Source organism: Idiomarina seosinensis (genome assembly GCF_003987275.1).
In the GTDB taxonomy this organism is placed as follows: domain Bacteria; phylum Pseudomonadota; class Gammaproteobacteria; order Enterobacterales; family Alteromonadaceae; genus Idiomarina; species Idiomarina seosinensis.
This window is the reverse complement of the sequence record NZ_PIQF01000001.1, coordinates 1,264,149-1,280,149: the sequence shown is the minus strand read 5'-3', so window position 1 is coordinate 1,280,149 and position 16,001 is coordinate 1,264,149. Positions and strand designations below refer to the sequence as shown.

The window sequence follows — 16,001 nt, the reverse complement described above, 5'->3', positions numbered from 1 at the left end:
AAAAGTCCATGAGCTATCAAGTGCTTGCACGCAAGTGGCGGCCATCCCAGTTTTCTCAGGTGGTAGGTCAAACCCATGTACTAAAACCACTCCAGCATGCGTTGGACAGTAATCGCCTACATCATGCGTATTTATTTACCGGTACCCGTGGTGTCGGTAAGACGACTATTGCGCGACTACTGGCTAAAGCACTGAATTGCGTCGAGGGTGTGTCTTCGGCGCCTTGCGGAAAATGTGATACTTGCCAGGCAATTGAGCAAGGCCGATTTGTCGATTTACTCGAGATTGACGCTGCGTCCCGGACCAAAGTAGAAGACACACGGGAATTACTTGACAATGTCCAGTACCGGCCGACTCACGGGCGATACAAGGTCTACTTGATCGACGAAGTGCATATGCTATCAAGGCATAGTTTTAATGCCTTACTGAAAACCCTTGAAGAACCCCCTGAACATGTCAAGTTTCTGTTGGCCACAACTGACCCACAGAAACTGCCGGTAACAGTCATCTCCCGCTGTTTACAATTTAATTTACGTGCACTTACTACAGATTTAATTGCCGGTCAGTTACAACATGTACTCGAGGAAGAGCATGTTACTGCCAATTCGGAAGCTTTAACCATGCTTGCACGTGCCGCTAGAGGCAGTATGCGTGATGGCCTTAGTTTGACCGATCAGGCGATTGCTCAAGGGGATGGCGCGGTAAATCTTGAAAGTGTGCAACAGATGCTTGGCAACGTGCCGAAAGCGGATATCGCCGCCTTACTTAACGCTGTGGCTGACGGCAGTAGTAACCAAGTGTTTACATTGTTAGAGCAAATGGCTGCGGTTGTGCCTGATATGGGAGCCGTATTAACTGAGTTACAAGCCTTACTGCACCGCTTAGCGCTAGTCCAACAGTTGCCGGAATTGGCAACTGCAGAAGAACAGCAAGACAATATTAAACAGTTACTTCGTAAGCTACCGGCTGAGGTCATTCAGCTTTATTATCGTTTGGTTATCGAGGGGCGCAAAGAGCAACCCTATGCAGTCGATGAGCGAGCCGGCGTTGAGATGACCTTATTGCGTTTGTTGGCTTTTGAGCCTATTTCGAACAATAGCGCTGAGCAGGTTACCGAGCAGCCTTCAGAACCCGTCCCAGCATTAAATGAACCGGTATCTGATAACGTTGCTGCAGATGTCGTTGCTGAATCGTTAGAGCAGGAGCCGCCGCTTGCTGAACCGCCGGATTATCATCAAGCTGATGAACCGGAGCCCGCCCCCGAATCCGTAACAGAACCATCCTCAGCGGACATTAGTGATTTGTTGAAAATGCGCGAGCAATTGGTTTCCGGGGACGCCAAGCCAACGACTGCTAACACTGTAGCGGATCAAAAAAAAAACGCTGAAGTAGCGCCTAAAAGCGAGTCTGAAGCGATACCACAGTCGTTTGATGGAGAGTTGCCCGAGCTAAATCCGAATATCCGGTTAGCCGAGGAAGTTGACGAATGGTCAGCAATGATTGCAGCGATGGACGTGAGTGGGCTGGCCCGGCAACTGCTGTTAAATTCCAACTTACACAAGGTGGCGGACCAGAATTGGCAGGTGCGTGTCGCGCCGGCTCAGCAAAGTTTATTAAGTGAAGCGACCGAGCAGGCGGTTACTGAAGCACTTCGGCAGACCTTAAGTCAACAAGGAAAATTTGAGTTTACGGTTGAAGAACCACAACAGCCGACCCCATTAATGATACAGCAACATATTAATTCGTATCGCCATCAACTTGCGGTAGAATGGTTGCAACAAGACCCGGGTGCTAATGAGTTGCAGCAACGCTTTGCGGCGCAGCTTAACGAGTCAACGATTAAAGCAGTTTAATAAGAGGACAAGATAATGTTTAAAGGTGGTATGGGAAACATGATGAAGCAGGCGCAACAAATGCAAGAGCGCATGCAACAGACCCAGGAAGAAATTGCAAACCTTGAAGTAACCGGCGAAGCGGGTGCAGGTTTGGTTAAAGTGACGATGCTGGGTAACCACAACGTAAAAAGAGTCAATATCGACCCGAGTTTGATGGAAGACGATCAGGAAATGCTGGAAGATCTGATTGCAGCGGCAACCAACGATGCGGTGCGTCGTGTTGAAGAAACCAGCAAGGAAAAAATGTCTGAAGTTACCGGTGGTATGGACTTACCGCCTGGCTTTAAAATGCCATTTTAAAGCTGAGGTAATTTATGGCACAGGGTCTCAGCCCGGCAATTGACGCTTTAGTTGACGATCTTAAGCGGTTACCCGGGGTCGGTCAAAAAACGGCCCAGCGAATGGCTTTTCATTTGCTGGAACGTGACCGCGACGGTGCCTCAGCACTGGCTAAGGCGTTGCAACACGCCGTTGACAAAGTCGGCCATTGTCAACAATGCCGCACGTTAACTGAAGAAGCACTGTGCCGCATTTGCATCAACCCTACACGTCGCGATAGCGGCGTGTTATGTGTGGTGGAAACGCCGGCAGATGTATTGGCGATTGAACAAACATCGCAATTTAAAGGCCGCTACTTTGTATTGATGGGGCACCTGTCGCCGTTAGACGGTATTGGCCCGGCCGATATTGGTTTGGATGAGCTAGAGCAACAGTTAAAGCAGGGTCCAATTAGTGAGATTATTCTTGCGACCAATCCCACTGTCGAAGGTGATGCAACGGCACATTTTATTGCTGATATAGCCGAGCAGCTTGGAGTCAACACCACCCGTATTGCACATGGCGTGCCAGTCGGTGGTGAGCTGGGCTACGTTGATCAAACAACTCTTGGCCATGCATTCAGTGGTCGTAAACAATTCTCTCGCTAAACGCTTGAAATTCTCCTGATCATCCCCATCTCTTTTCCAGATTGGTAAATAGATAGGAGATACATACTATGGCGGAAGCCGGCCAAACCGAAAAGCATGGGTTTCAAACAGAAGTAAAACAACTTCTGCATTTAATGATCCATTCTCTTTATTCCAATAAAGAAATATTCCTGCGTGAGCTGGTGTCTAATGCCTCGGACGCTGCTGACAAACTTCGTTTTAAAGCGCTAAGTGATAATTCACTTTACGGTGATGATAGTGAGTTGCACGTTCGCATTTCATTGGATAAGGACGCGCGCACCATTACTATTAGTGACAATGGTGTGGGCATGACCCGTGACGAAGTGATGAATAACCTGGGTACTATCGCGAAGTCGGGTACGGCTGAGTTTTTCGGTCAATTATCAGGTGATCAAGCTAAAGATAGTCAGTTGATCGGTCAGTTTGGTGTGGGTTTTTATTCCTCCTTCATTGTCGCTGACGAAGTGACTGTACGTACTCGTTCTGCTTTTGAAAAAGGCAGTATCGGTGTCGAGTGGCATTCTCAAGGAGAAGGTGAATTCGAGCTGGCTGAAACTGAAAAAGCGCGTCGTGGTACAGACATTATTCTGCATCTTAAAGAGGGTGAAGATGAGTTCTTAGACGAGCACCGGTTGCGCGGTATCATTAATAAATACTCAGAACACCTCAGCATTCCTGTGCAGATGTGGAAAGCACCTGTTGCTGAGCAGGAAAATGAAGACGGTGAAAAAATACCGGCAGAGCCCGGTCAGTGGCAAACCGTCAATTCAGGCCAGGCTCTTTGGACACGGGATAAAGCCGACATCTCTGACGAGGAATATAAGGAATTTTATAAAACCGTAGCCCACGACTTTGATGATCCGTTGCTTTGGAGCCACAACAAAGTAGAAGGAACCACAGAGTACACGAGTCTGCTTTATGTGCCTAAACGGGCGCCCTGGGATCTTTGGAACCGGGAGCAGCAGCATGGCGTCAAGTTGTACGTAAAACGTGTCTTTATTATGGACGATGCTGATCAGTTGATGCCGACCTACCTACGCTTTGTTAAAGGTCTTATCGACACTAACGATTTGCCGCTTAATGTGTCGCGCGAAATATTACAAGACAACAAAATTACTCGGGCAATGCGTAACGGTAGCACCAAAAAAGTGCTGCAAATGCTGAAGAAATTAGCAAAAGACGATACTGAACAATATCAACAGTTCTGGGATACCTTCGGTAATGTCTTAAAAGAGGGCCCTGCTGAAGATAACGGTAATCAAGAGCGTATTGCTGAATTGCTGCGTTTTGCATCAACTCACTCGGAATCCGCAGCGCAAACTGTCAGTCTTGATGATTATCTGCAACGGATGAAAGAAGGTCAGGACAAGATTTACTACATTGTCGCGGACAGCTACGAAGCGGCTAAGAATAATCCTGCACTGGAGATCTTCCGCAAGAAAGGTGTCGAGGTTCTGTTGTTGTCTGACCGTATTGACGAGTGGTTAATGAGCCACCTTACCGAGTTTAAAGACAAACAACTGCAATCAGTAACTCGCGGTGACTTAGATCTGGGTGAACTGGATGACGAGCAAGATAAGGAACAGCAGGAACAAGCTGAAGAAGCCTTTAAAGAACAGCTGAAACGGTTTGAGACAGCTTTAGGTGACCGCGTTAAGAAAGTCCGCGTTACGCATCGTTTGACTGATTCACCGGCCTGTATTATCACCGATGAAAATGACATGAGCACACAAATGGCGAAGCTAATGGAAGCTGCTGGTCAGCAGGTACCGGAAACTAAGTACATTTTTGAGGTAAATCCAAATCATCCTTTAGTCGTAAAGATGACTGAAAAAGATGATACGGCATTTAACCAGTGGGCTGACGTTTTATTGGATCAGGCGACCCTGGCTGAGCGTGGCAGTTTAAAAGACCCCGCGTCATTTGTGACGAAACTTAATAAGCTGATGTTAGACGCTTAATTGGTCATTAAAAACGCCGCAGTTCAGACCACTGCGGCGTTTCTTGTTGCTTGTAATAAAGCCTTCATCGGGGTAAAGTTCCCAACAAACTTTTAAATACAAAATGAGGCTGTATATGCGCATCATTCTACTAGGCGCTCCCGGGGCCGGGAAGGGAACTCAAGCTCAGTTTTTAATGAATACTTTTGGTATTCCACAGATCTCAACGGGCGACATGCTGCGCTCTGCAATTAAATCGGGATCGGAGCTGGGTAAAAAAGCAAAGCAGGTTATGGATGCCGGGCAACTGGTTTCTGATGAAATTATTATTGAGTTGGTAAAAGAACGTATTGCTGAGCCAGACTGTCAGAATGGTTTTTTACTCGACGGCTTTCCGCGCACGATTCCTCAAGCAGATGCAATGCTGGAGCACGGTATCCAGGTGGATTACGTACTCGAATTTGCTGTGCCGGACGAGGTTATTGTGCAGCGTATGAGTGGTCGTCGTGTTCACCCTGGTTCAGGCCGTGTCTATCATGTAGAGCACAACCCGCCAAAAGAAGAAGGCAAGGACGACGAGACTGGCGAAGAACTGGTTATACGCCCAGACGACCAAGAGCAGACTGTGCGCAAACGTCTGGCGGTATATCACGAGCAAACCGAGCCGTTGGTAGAATATTATCAAAAGCTGGCCGAAAAGACTGACACTGAGTATCATAAGATTGATGGTACTAAGCCCGTTGAACAGGTCAGCAAAGAGCTTGGCGAATTGCTACAGTAGTAGCAACTACTTTGACTGCTGTTGAACAACAGGGCTCACCGTGGGTGGGCCTTTTTTATTTTAGCGATAAAATAACAAGGATAAAAAAATGCTAAACAGTCTTCTTATTACCGGTTTTTATGCCGCACTATTAACGTTGGTCTATCTGGTGCTGGCAATCCGTATTATTCGTTTACGCTGGAAGCACCGAGTCGGTATTGGTACCGGCGATGCAGCGGATTTAATGGCTGCTGTCAGAATACATGGAAATTTTATCGAGTACGTTCCGTTGGCCCTCATTCTGCTGGCCGCAATTGAGATGAGTGGCGTCTCAACAGCATTAATTCACGGACTTGGTATTACGTTACTGGTCGCTCGCCTTTGTCATGCTATTGGATTAACCCGGTCGGTTGGGGTGTCATTGCCAAGAACTATTGGTGTGATTGGAACGTTTGCGGTGTTATTGCTGGAAGCAGGAATTCTGATTGGCCGTTATATTGGTGTTGCGGTAACTCTAAATAGTTAAAGGATGGGCTATGAAAGATCTTGCTGACGGTATTCACTATTGGCCCGCTAAATCCGCAGAGGCCGGCGTGGTGGTATTGCTGCACAGCTCACAAAGCGCCAGTTCGCAGTGGCGTGAATTAATTCAGCAGCTGGCCGGTTCGACGCATGTTATTGCAGTTGATTTACTAGGGTACGGCAAAGCGCCGGCGGCTAAATCTAGTGCTCATTTTCGGTTGGAGCAGGAAATCCCGCGAATAAAAGAGTCTCTGGAGAAGCTGGATATTAGTCAACCGGTCACCCTAATTGGGCATTCTTACGGTGGCGCGTTAGCTTTAAAGCTGGCAGCAGAACAATGGCTGGATGTCCACAGTTTGGCGCTATACGAACCTGTATCGTTTCATGTATTACCAGAAGACTCTCCGGGAATGCTGGAGATTCGTGAAGTCAGCGAGGCTATGCATGGTAAGGATGCGACTGAGTGCACTCGGCACTTTGTCGATTATTGGAATCAAGCTGGCTATTTTGACGCGTTACCGGCAAAAATTCAGGGGTTAATGGTAGGGCAAGCGGCGAAGGTCGCTTTAGACTTTGATGCGTTGTTAAATGAACCACTAACTTTAGACGATTACCAACAGGTGCATCAGCCGGTGTTGTTGTTGACCGGTGAATATACTCGGCGTAGCGCTAAAGCAGTGGTTCGGGCGCTAGCAGCGACCCTACCTAAAGTACAAGAACGAGAAGTTGCAGCGGGTCATATGGGGCCTTTAACCCACCCCGTAGAAGTTAATCCGTTAATCACTGACTTTATAAAAGGCGCATTGTAAATAAATGGCGACAACCACACGAGAGATCACAAAGTTAGCTCGCCTAACCGGGCCAATTCTGGTTGCTCAGCTAACTCAGATGTTAATGAGTGTGGTAGATACGGTAATGGCTGGGCGCAAGGGGGCCATTGACTTGGCTGCAGTGTCTGTCGGCGGCAGTATCTTTATACCGGTGACATTACTTATTTTTGGACTGGCCTTAGCATTAGCGCCTGTCATTTCTCATTTTGATGGATCTGGCCGTCACCGCCGTATTGCGAATATTTTGCAACAGGGATTCTACGCTTGCGCTTTGATTGGCGTATTAACGTTGTTGGCAATGAGCGGTTCACCCTATGTGCTGGACGCTATGGAGGTTGAACCGCAGTTCCGACAAACCACTCTGGACTACCTTTACTATATTGCTTTTGGTGTACCTGCCTTTGTTATTTATGCGGTACTCAGAAACTTTTGCGAGGGGCTGTCTAATACCATGCCCTCTCTGGTTATTGGCTTTATTGGGCTATTGATCAATATTCCAGCGAACTACATTTTTATCTATGGTCATTTTGGCGCTCCGGAGCTCGGTGGCGCAGGCTGTGGCCTGGCATCTGCATTGGTATTTTGGGGAATGGCGATATCCATGGCGGTTTATGTGTTTACCACGAAACGCTATAAGCGATTGCGTTTACTCAGGCGTTGGTATCCACCAAACTTTGACGACGTCACCTACATTAGCCGGCTGGGCTTTCCTATTTCCATGTCGCTGTTTTTCGAAGTCAGTTTATTTGCGGCGGTGGCCTTATTGATTTCTCCATTGGGGCCAACGGTCGTATCAGCGCATCAAATTGCGTTAAATATAAGCTCTTTGGTATATATGGTCCCTCTTAGCATTTCCATGGCGGTTACTTTAAGAGTTGGCTTTGCGTTGGGAGCAGGAGATCCGAAAAACGCTATGTTAAGTTTTAAAATGGCGCTGTGGATTGGCGGCGTATTTGCTGCCGTAAACGGTTTGATTATGTGGCTTGGAGGGCAATGGCTGGCGAGTTTATATACCCCTGACCGCGAAATTATTGAATTAGCGGGTACGCTTATGGGGCTGGCCGCTATTTTCACCCTGTCTGATACCTTCCAGGTAGTTGCGATGGGGACGTTGAGAGGCTACAAAGACACCAAATATCCTATGATTATGGCATTTATTGCCTACTGGCCGTTTGGTTTGTCGGTCGGTATTATTTTAGGACGTACCGACTGGGTTGTGCCGGCAATGGGAGCCGCTGGATTTTGGATAGGTTTTATCAGCGGTCTGTCGGTTGCCGCTATTTTAATGAGTATACGCTTAAGGTATGTGGCGAAAAAATATCAGCGCCAACAGTTTCAACAGCAGTTAAACAACGCCGCTTAGCTGCGGCGTTGTTGCAGTACTCTCAATACTGCTTCCAGATTTGTGTCAGAAGCTTGTAGTACAACCAGCAAGTGATAAAGCAGGTCAGCACTTTCATTAACCAATTCTTTTTGATCTCTGACTGCTGCGGCTAATGCTACTTCAACGCCTTCTTCCCCGACCTTTTGAGCGGCACGTTTTACCCCGGCTGCAAACAGCTTAGCGGTGTAACTATGTTCCGGGTCGGCGTCTTTACGTGATGCAAGTAGCTCATCCAGTTGTTGTAACAGTGGCGCTGGAGCTTCTGCAAAACAAGAACGGGTACCTAAATGACAGGTGGGTCCGTGTGGGATAGCCTGCACCAGCAGTGCATCATTATCGCAGTCGGCATAAATGCCGTGTAACTGCAGAACATTGCCGGAGCTCTCCCCTTTGGTCCATAAGCGTTGTTTGCTGCGACTGTAAAATGTCACTTTAGCACTTTCCAAAGAAGCGCTAACGGCATCGCGGTTCATATAGCCTAGCATCAGTACTTCGCCGGTCAGTGGATGTTGTACGGTGCAAGGCAATAATCCGTCCATTTTATCCCAGTCGAGCTGTTCTATCGTCGCTGTCGTTAATTGCATTACATTATTTCCTATTGTTGGCTCGGCTCAATCGGGCGAATAGCGATACCATGCTCGGCAAGCTGTTGTTTCAGCTCAGCCATGCGAATGATATTTTTATGAAATACCGAAGCCGCTAGTGCTCCGTCAACATTCGCTTGTTCAAATACTTGCCGGAAATGCTCAATTGCACCGGCACCGCCAGAAGCAATCAGCGGAATAGTGCATTGCTGCCTAATGCTGGCTAGTTGTTCCACGTCATACCCACTGCGTACGCCGTCCTGGTTCATACAGTTCAGGACAATTTCGCCGGCACCCCGACTAATAACTTCCTTAACCCAGTCTTTGGTTTGCCAGGTCGAGCGCCTTGACTTGCTTTCATCACCGGTAAATTGATGAACCTCGTATTCGCCTGATTGACTGTTATAAAAGCTATCGATACCGATGACCACACATTGTTGACCAAATTCATCAACCAATTGATTAATAAGTTCCGGGTTTTGCAGTGCTGGGGAATTAATTGAAATTTTATCGGCGCCCATTGATAGTAATGTTTGCGCGTGCTCTTTACTGCGGATACCACCGGCAACGGTAAAGGGGATATCAATCACACGAGCGACTCGTTCAACCCAGGATTTGTCGATGGTACGACCATCAGCTGAAGCGGTAATATCGTAAAACACTAGCTCATCGGCACCAATTTCGGCGTACCGGCGTGCCAGCGGTAATATATCGCCAACGATTTCATGGTTACGAAATTGAACGCCTTTGACAACCTGTCCATCACGCACGTCAAGACAGGGGATTATGCGTTTTGCCAGCATTGCAGTGCCTCCGTTAAATCAAACTGTGCGGTTAACAACGATTTACCTAAAATGGCGGAATCGCAATTGGCTTGTTTTAAGTCAACCAGGTCTTGCAACGTGCTGACTCCGCCGGAAGCTTGCCAGATAACTTCTGGATACAATGCCTTGTAACGGCGGTAGAGTTCTACGTTCGAGCCACTGAGAGTGCCGTCTTTACTTATATCAGTGCATAAAACATGACGACAGCCAACATCCAGATAGCGTGTTAACACGTTATCTAAAGTGAGCTGACTGGTTTGCTGCCAGCCATGGGTCGCAACCATGGCCTGACCTTGTTGGTTAATATTAACGTCTAACGCTAATACGATAGCGTCGCCGCCATATTCGGTAAACCAGTGTCTTACTAACTCTGGCGAACTAACCGCAGTGGAGCCGATTACGGCGCGCTCAATGCCCGCTGCGAACAGCTGTTCTAAATCGGTTTGAGAGCGAATGCCACCTCCGGCCTGGCAACGTAACCCAGATTCCTTAGTGATCTTCTGTAGCAGTTGTTGCTGCCGTTTAGCAGGATCCTTCGCGCCGTCTAAATCAACCAGGTGCAGCCATTCAGCTCCTGCCGCGCGATAACTTTTGGCCTGCTCGACAGGGTCAAAGGAATATTCGGTTTTCTGTTCAAAGTCACCTTGATACAAACGAACAACGCGACCATCAATTAAATCAAGCGCCGGAATTATCATAAAGAGCACTCCAAAAACTGTTTTAATAAAGCGCTGCCAGCGCTACCGGAGCGCTCCGGATGAAACTGCGCACCAATAAAGTTATCTTTTTTTATCATCGCCGCAAACGACTGGTGATAGCCGCAACGGGCAATTGTGTGCTGATCTTCAGCAACCGCAAAGCTATGTACAAAATAACAATATGGCTGACTATCGGAGGCAACCAGTGGGTTATTGTTAATTGGTTGAATTTGATTCCAACCCATGTGTGGAGACGGCAGTTTGCCGGTATCCATGCGTTTAGTTTGCGCTGGAATAACGCCCAGGCAGTTTACGTCGCCTTCTTCAGAGTGGGCGGTCAGCAACTGCATGCCTAAGCAGATGCCTAGCACGGGTTGCTGTAGTGACTGTAACGGCTCAATTAATTGCTTGCGACGTAAATTCCGCATAGCAGCTGCAGCGGTACCAACCCCGGGTAATACGACGCGGTCGGCGGCGATAATTTTGTCGGCATTATCTGTGATGGTTGGATTAATTCCCAGCCGCTCAAAGGCAAACCGAACTGAGGTCAGGTTGGCGCATTCTGTATCGACAATAACCACATTCATGCCAGCATTCCTTTACTCGACGGCAGCTGGTTATCACCGGTGCGAGCTATAGCTTGCCGCAAGGCGCGGCCAAACACTTTGAATAAGCTTTCCACTTGATGGTGGCTGTTACCCTCGGTGGTTGATAAATGTAGGCTCATGGCCATGGCGTCGGTTAATGAACGGAAGAAGTGCTCGACCATTTCAGTTGATAATTCTCCGACTCTGTCACGGCTAAAATCAGCTTGCCACTTCAGGTAAGGCCGGCCGGATAAATCGATCAGGCATTCTGCCCGACACTCATCCATGGGCAATGCAAAACCGAAGCGGCCAATGCCGCGCTTATCACCAAGTGCATCGCGTAGTGCCTGACCCAGAGCTAAGGCAGTGTCTTCGACCGTGTGGTGGTCATCGATGTGCAAATCTCCACTTACTTTTACGCTTAAGGCAAAACCGGCGTGAGTAGCAATTTGCTCCAGCATGTGATCGAAAAAACCAATGCCGGTGGCGAACTCGCGTGGACCCTGGGCATCCAGGTCCAGTGAGATGTTAATATCTGTTTCACTGGTTGTGCGAGTAACCTGAGCGGTACGTGGGCGGGTTACTAACTGCTGACAAATAGCGTTCCAGTCCAGCTGCTGGCGATCATAACGCAAACCTCGTATCCCCATACTTTTAGCAAGTTGCATATCGGTCTCACGGTCGCCAATCACATAGCTGTCAGTAAAGTCGATAAGCCCCTGTTGCAGATAGGATTGAACCAAGCCTAATTTAGGCTTTCTGCAGCTGCAATTATCACGTTCAAAGTGCGGGCAGATAAGAACTTCGTTAAAGCGAATGCCTTGCGACTCGAAAACTTGCATCATCAGTTGATGGGGAGCATCAAAATCCTGTTGCGGGAAGCTGTCAGTGCCGAGTCCATCCTGATTAGATATCATCACTAACTGATAACCTGCCTGTTGCAGCTTAAGTAATGCAGGAACAACATTAGGTTCAAATACCAGTTTGTCGAGGCTATCCAGTTGTTTGTCAACCGGTGGCTCTTCGACCAGGGTTCCGTCGCGGTCAATAAATAACCAGCGCTGCTTGTTAACAGACGCGTTACTCATAAGGACTCTCCATAAAAAGAATTTAATGCAGCAATCAGCTGACGATTTTCGGTGTTGTTGCCAACACTGATGCGGACACATTCAGCTAGCCCGACTTGTGCTGATTGATTACGTATTAACACGCCTTGTTGTTTTACGTAATCGATTAATTCCGATGCGTTATCGACTTGCAGCAGGATAAAGTTAGTATCACTGTCGGCAACTATTTGCATTGGTAACGCGCTTAGTTGCTGGAGTAATTGGGCGCGTTGCTCCAGTATTGAGCTTACCTGTTGCTGCAGTCGTTGTAAGCCGGTTCTGCTTAAGGCCTGCACAGCGACCTGCACGGTTAAGTCGGGCAGCGGATAAGGTGCCAATACTTTCTTTAGCACTTCAATGATGTCGCTATTTGCTAATGCAAAACCACAGCGGGCGCCGGCTAAAGCAAAAGCTTTTGACAGGGTTCGCAATATCACTAGATTCGGATAACGCTCTAGCCAAGTCGCCAATGTCGCATCTGGACAAAACTCGATATAGGCTTCGTCAACGACAACGAGAGTATTTTTAGCCGTTTCCAGCACTTGCTGAATGTCGGCTGAGGCTAGGGTATTGCCTAGCGGATTAGAGGGCGAGCATAGGAAAACCAGCTTGGTTTGTTGTAAAGCCGGCAGCAGTGCTTCTAAATCCAGCTGCCAATCCGCTGTTCTTAACGGAATTTGCTTTACCGCAGCGCCGTGGGTCTGTGCCGAAATCGCGTACATGCCATAGGTTGGCGGGCAAACGATTATCTGATCACTACCGGGTTCGCAGAAGGCGCGAATTAATAGCTCGATGGCTTCGTCAGAACCGCGGCAGCTCATCACTTGTTGCTCGTTAACCCCGGCATATTCAGCATAGGACTGATTAAGCTCTGTTGACTGGAAAGCCGGGTAGCGGTTCAGGTTGTCGCTGTTGAGCTGATAGTCATTGCTGTAGGGAGACTCATTAGCGTTCAGCCAAACCGAACCGCCACTCATTGTGCGTCGAGCTGACGCATAAGGGACGACCTCGGCAAGGTGTTCTCTTTGCAATTTTTGGGCGATGCTCATGAACTTGCCTCCAAACGAATGGTAACGGCGCGCTTGTGTGCATCGAGTCCCTCAACATCGCACAATGTGGTTATCGCATCTGCCAATCCAGCCAATCCTTGTGCCGTTGACTCTTGTACCGTGTAGCGGCGATAAAAGTCGAGTAAACCAAGGCTGCTATAGTTACGTGCATAGCCATAAGTTGGCAACACATGATTAGTGCCCGTTGCATAGTCACCACCAGACTCTGGTGTGTAATGTCCAACAAAGATCGAGCCGGCGCGCGTTAACTGTGGCAAGTAGTCACGAGCTTGGTTAAATTGCAGGGATAAGTGCTCTGGGGCGTACTGCTCAGACAGCGAAATAGCCTGATTTAACGAGTCCGTGACAATCAGGCGACTGTTAGCTAAAGCTTCAGCTGCGGTCTCCTGTCTTGACAGCTCGGAGCACTGTTGCTGTAGCTGCCGCTGAACTTGAGTCGCTAGCTGCTCTGATGGCGTTAATAAAATAACTTGAGAGTCGGCGCCATGCTCGGCTTGCGACAGCAAGTCGGATGCAACAAAAGCCGGGTTGGCGGTTTCATCAGCGATAACCAGTAGCTCCGATGGGCCGGCAGGCATATCAATAGCAACGCCACTGGCGTCTTGGCTGACTTGTTGTTTGGCCTCGGTTACAAACGCATTGCCCGGCCCGAAAATTTTATCAACCGCGGATACCGACTCAGTTCCATAAGCAAGGGCAGCGATTGCCTGTGCTCCACCACAAAGGATAATATCATCAATGCCACATAGTTCGGCAACATAGACCACCGCGGCTGGAATCCCGCCGCTTGCCGTTGGAGGTGTAGCCAGAACTTTTCGTGGGCACCCAGCTAGCTGTGCGGGAACACCCAGCATCAGTGCTGTTGAGGGAAGTGTTGCTGAACCTCCAGGGATGTAGAGCCCGACTGACTGCAAGGGCGTATAGCGTTGCTCACAGACGACACCGGGCGCAGTCTCAACTCTAATGTCGCGCGGTTGCTGCTGGCGGTGAAACTCAGTGATAGTGCTGTAAGCCTTATCGATGGCTGCTTTAACAGTGGCAGTTAAGTCTTTTAAAGTCTCTGCCTTTTGTTCAGCGGACATCACTAACTGCGTTGCGCTGGGGTTATCAAATTTTTGTGTCAGTTTAATCACCGCGGCATCACCCTGTTCGCGCACCTGGGACAGAATATCAGTGACTGCCTCACGTAACGACAGCGAGCGGCTCTGCTCAGGCCGCATTAAACGCTCGGTGCGTTTTTGTTCAGAGAGCTCGCTCCAGCGTTCAACACGAATATTCAGGCTTGGCATAAGTTGACTCCTTAGCCCATCATCTTTTCAATGGGTAATACCAAAATCGAACTACAACCAATGGCTTTCAGATCTTCCATGGTCTCCCAGAATAGCTTTTCGGTGCTAACCATGTGGATAGCCACCTGCTGGTCGGTGTGGCTAAGGGGTAACACGGTTGGTGTTTCAGCGCCTGGTAGCAAAGCGATGACTTCATCTAGCACTGATTTCGGCGAGTGCAACATAATATATTTGCTTTCTTTCGCCATTTGTACACCGTCGATACGTGGTAGCAGCTGGTCAATCATGGCTTGCTTATCAGCAGTTAGCTTATCACTGCGCTGAATGAGCTGTGCTTGAGAACGGAAAATGACTTCTTTTTCAACCAAACCGTTTGCCTCAAGAGTAGCTCCGGTTGAAACCAAATCACAAATAGCGTCGGCCAGACCAGCGCGAGGTGCGACTTCAACAGAACCTGTTAAGTTAACGTTTTTAACGTTTATTCCGTTATTTTTTAAGTAGCGCTGCATTAAGTAGGGGTAAGTGCTGGCAATTCTTTTGCCATTTAAATCTTCAAGTTTTTCAAAGTCAGATTCGCGCGGTACCGCAATAGATAAACGACAGCCACCAAAATCGAGCGGGCGTAAAGCTTTGTAGTCAGCAGCCTCGCCGACGGCCTGACGTTCTAAACGAACTTCCTCCAGAACGTTTTCGCCAACCAAACCAAGATCAACTACGCCATCCATAACTAACCCGGGAATATCGTCATCGCGCACTCTTAACAGGTCGATGGGGTGGCTGGTGCTGTGCGCAATTAAGCGCGCTTCATTAAGGCTAAACTTAACGCCGCAGGCATTAAGCAGCGAAATAGACTCTTTACTCAGTCGGCCTGATTTTTGGATTGCGATAGTTAAACGTTCAGTCATGTTAGCTCCTAAATAAAAAACCCTTCGAAAGTTGCCTTTCGAAGGGTTGTATAGTCATGCGAAAGGCTAGCGATAAACAGCTAGCCCAATAACAAACTATCGGCTAGCTCATGTAAAACCAATGATGGTGATGCTGCTGGCGCTGATTAGCTTGCATTGTTGACTCCGCAAAAGTTTAATAACAAATAAGTTGTATAGCATGATACTAAAATCAGCGCAGAAAGCAACCCCTTAAGTTTATTTTAACCGTTGCCGATAACCTGGTTAAAGTTTGTTCAATTAACGTAGAGCGGTATATACTGAGATTGTGGTGAACGAACACTGACTAACTATCATAGTGAGAGATAACAGTGGCTAACTTTGATGCAATGGTGCCTCTTATTCCAAGAGAGACACGAATACCGATAGACCATGACCGTGATCAGTGGCGGATAAATCAGGTCGAAAAGACCGAAGAAATGAAAAAGATAAGTGATGATGAGGGCAATACCATTACGGCCAACGAAGACCGTCAACGGAAACAGCAGCAACAGCAGCAACAGCAACATTCGTCAGCTGATGCGGATGAAGACAACGACGGGCACATTGACACCTATGCGTAAATTGTTGAACAGTCACGGCTAAAGATACACAGTAGCGGTTGGCTGTGTCATAATATTT

The 16,001-nt window shown here is 48.1% G+C and carries 17 protein-coding genes; 9 read left to right on the top strand and 8 right to left on the bottom strand.

The genetic code is table 11. The features are described from left to right. The first annotated feature begins 8 nt into the window (after window positions 1–8). From dnaX to CWI81_RS06115, 8 genes are all read left to right on the top strand, one after another. The gene (gene dnaX / locus CWI81_RS06150) at window positions 9–1,853 is read left to right on the top strand and encodes a DNA polymerase III subunit gamma/tau (protein WP_126784380.1); all 1,845 of its coding nucleotides are present in this window, start codon (window positions 9–11) and stop codon (window positions 1,851–1,853) included. Between the two features lie 15 nt (window positions 1,854–1,868). Next, window positions 1,869–2,195: a YbaB/EbfC family nucleoid-associated protein gene (locus CWI81_RS06145; protein ID WP_126784379.1), complete on the top strand. Its 327-nt coding sequence runs from the start codon at window positions 1,869–1,871 to the stop codon at window positions 2,193–2,195. A 14-nt stretch (window positions 2,196–2,209) separates the two neighbouring features. After that, window positions 2,210–2,821, top strand: a complete 612-nt coding sequence (recR, locus tag CWI81_RS06140; RefSeq protein WP_126784378.1) for a recombination mediator RecR — start codon at window positions 2,210–2,212, stop codon at window positions 2,819–2,821. Between the two features lie 68 nt (window positions 2,822–2,889). Next, window positions 2,890–4,803, top strand: coding sequence for a molecular chaperone HtpG (gene htpG / locus CWI81_RS06135; RefSeq protein WP_126784377.1), 1,914 nt, complete (start codon window positions 2,890–2,892; stop codon window positions 4,801–4,803). Window positions 4,804–4,918: 115 nt separating this feature from the next. Beyond that, window positions 4,919–5,563, top strand: a complete 645-nt coding sequence (adk, locus tag CWI81_RS06130; RefSeq protein WP_126784376.1) for an adenylate kinase — start codon at window positions 4,919–4,921, stop codon at window positions 5,561–5,563. An 88-nt stretch (window positions 5,564–5,651) separates the two neighbouring features. Next, window positions 5,652–6,068: an MAPEG family protein gene (locus CWI81_RS06125; RefSeq protein WP_126784375.1), complete on the top strand. Its 417-nt coding sequence runs from the start codon at window positions 5,652–5,654 to the stop codon at window positions 6,066–6,068. A 10-nt stretch (window positions 6,069–6,078) separates the two neighbouring features. Then, window positions 6,079–6,873 (top strand): alpha/beta fold hydrolase, encoded by a 795-nt coding sequence (locus CWI81_RS06120; protein ID WP_126784374.1) that lies wholly within the window; start codon window positions 6,079–6,081, stop codon window positions 6,871–6,873. Window positions 6,874–6,877: 4 nt separating this feature from the next. Then, on the top strand, window positions 6,878–8,257 hold the full coding sequence (locus tag CWI81_RS06115; protein WP_126784373.1) for an MATE family efflux transporter: 1,380 nt from the start codon (window positions 6,878–6,880) through the stop codon (window positions 8,255–8,257). Here CWI81_RS06115 and hisIE read toward each other — a convergent pair. The 8 genes from hisIE to hisG are packed head-to-tail and all read right to left on the bottom strand — an operon-like array spanning window position 8,254 to window position 15,341. Further along, complete coding sequence (gene hisIE, locus CWI81_RS06110; RefSeq protein WP_126784372.1) at window positions 8,254–8,862, bottom strand: bifunctional phosphoribosyl-AMP cyclohydrolase/phosphoribosyl-ATP diphosphatase HisIE; 609 nt, start codon at window positions 8,860–8,862, stop codon at window positions 8,254–8,256. The two genes, CWI81_RS06115 and hisIE, sit on opposite strands and share 4 nt — an antisense overlap. A gap of 11 nt (window positions 8,863–8,873) precedes the next feature. Continuing rightward, a complete protein-coding gene (gene hisF / locus CWI81_RS06105) occupies window positions 8,874–9,665 on the bottom strand; it encodes an imidazole glycerol phosphate synthase subunit HisF (RefSeq protein WP_126784371.1) in 792 nt (263 codons plus the stop codon). After that, window positions 9,647–10,384, bottom strand: a complete 738-nt coding sequence (hisA, locus tag CWI81_RS06100; RefSeq protein WP_126784370.1) for a 1-(5-phosphoribosyl)-5-[(5-phosphoribosylamino)methylideneamino]imidazole-4-carboxamide isomerase — start codon at window positions 10,382–10,384, stop codon at window positions 9,647–9,649. The genes hisF and hisA overlap by 19 nt, the downstream gene beginning before the upstream one ends. Then, window positions 10,381–10,971, bottom strand: coding sequence for an imidazole glycerol phosphate synthase subunit HisH (gene hisH / locus CWI81_RS06095; protein ID WP_126784369.1), 591 nt, complete (start codon window positions 10,969–10,971; stop codon window positions 10,381–10,383). The genes hisA and hisH overlap by 4 nt, the downstream gene beginning before the upstream one ends. After that, window positions 10,968–12,059 (bottom strand): bifunctional histidinol-phosphatase/imidazoleglycerol-phosphate dehydratase HisB, encoded by a 1,092-nt coding sequence (hisB, locus tag CWI81_RS06090; RefSeq protein ID WP_126784368.1) that lies wholly within the window; start codon window positions 12,057–12,059, stop codon window positions 10,968–10,970. Before hisB ends, hisH begins: the two co-directional genes overlap by 4 nt. After that, window positions 12,056–13,126 (bottom strand): histidinol-phosphate transaminase, encoded by a 1,071-nt coding sequence (gene hisC / locus CWI81_RS06085; protein WP_126784367.1) that lies wholly within the window; start codon window positions 13,124–13,126, stop codon window positions 12,056–12,058. Before hisC ends, hisB begins: the two co-directional genes overlap by 4 nt. Next, window positions 13,123–14,436, bottom strand: coding sequence for a histidinol dehydrogenase (gene hisD, locus CWI81_RS06080; protein WP_126784366.1), 1,314 nt, complete (start codon window positions 14,434–14,436; stop codon window positions 13,123–13,125). Before hisD ends, hisC begins: the two co-directional genes overlap by 4 nt. Before the next feature lie 11 nt (window positions 14,437–14,447). Further along, window positions 14,448–15,341 carry an ATP phosphoribosyltransferase gene (hisG, locus tag CWI81_RS06075; protein WP_126784365.1) on the bottom strand — a complete coding sequence of 298 codons (894 nt, stop codon included), beginning with the start codon at window positions 15,339–15,341 and terminating at the stop codon, window positions 14,448–14,450. A 350-nt stretch (window positions 15,342–15,691) separates the two neighbouring features. Here hisG and CWI81_RS06070 point away from each other — a divergent pair, with 350 nt between their 5' ends. Next, window positions 15,692–15,943 (top strand): hypothetical protein, encoded by a 252-nt coding sequence (locus tag CWI81_RS06070; protein WP_126784364.1) that lies wholly within the window; start codon window positions 15,692–15,694, stop codon window positions 15,941–15,943. Window positions 15,944–16,001 lie beyond the last annotated feature (58 nt).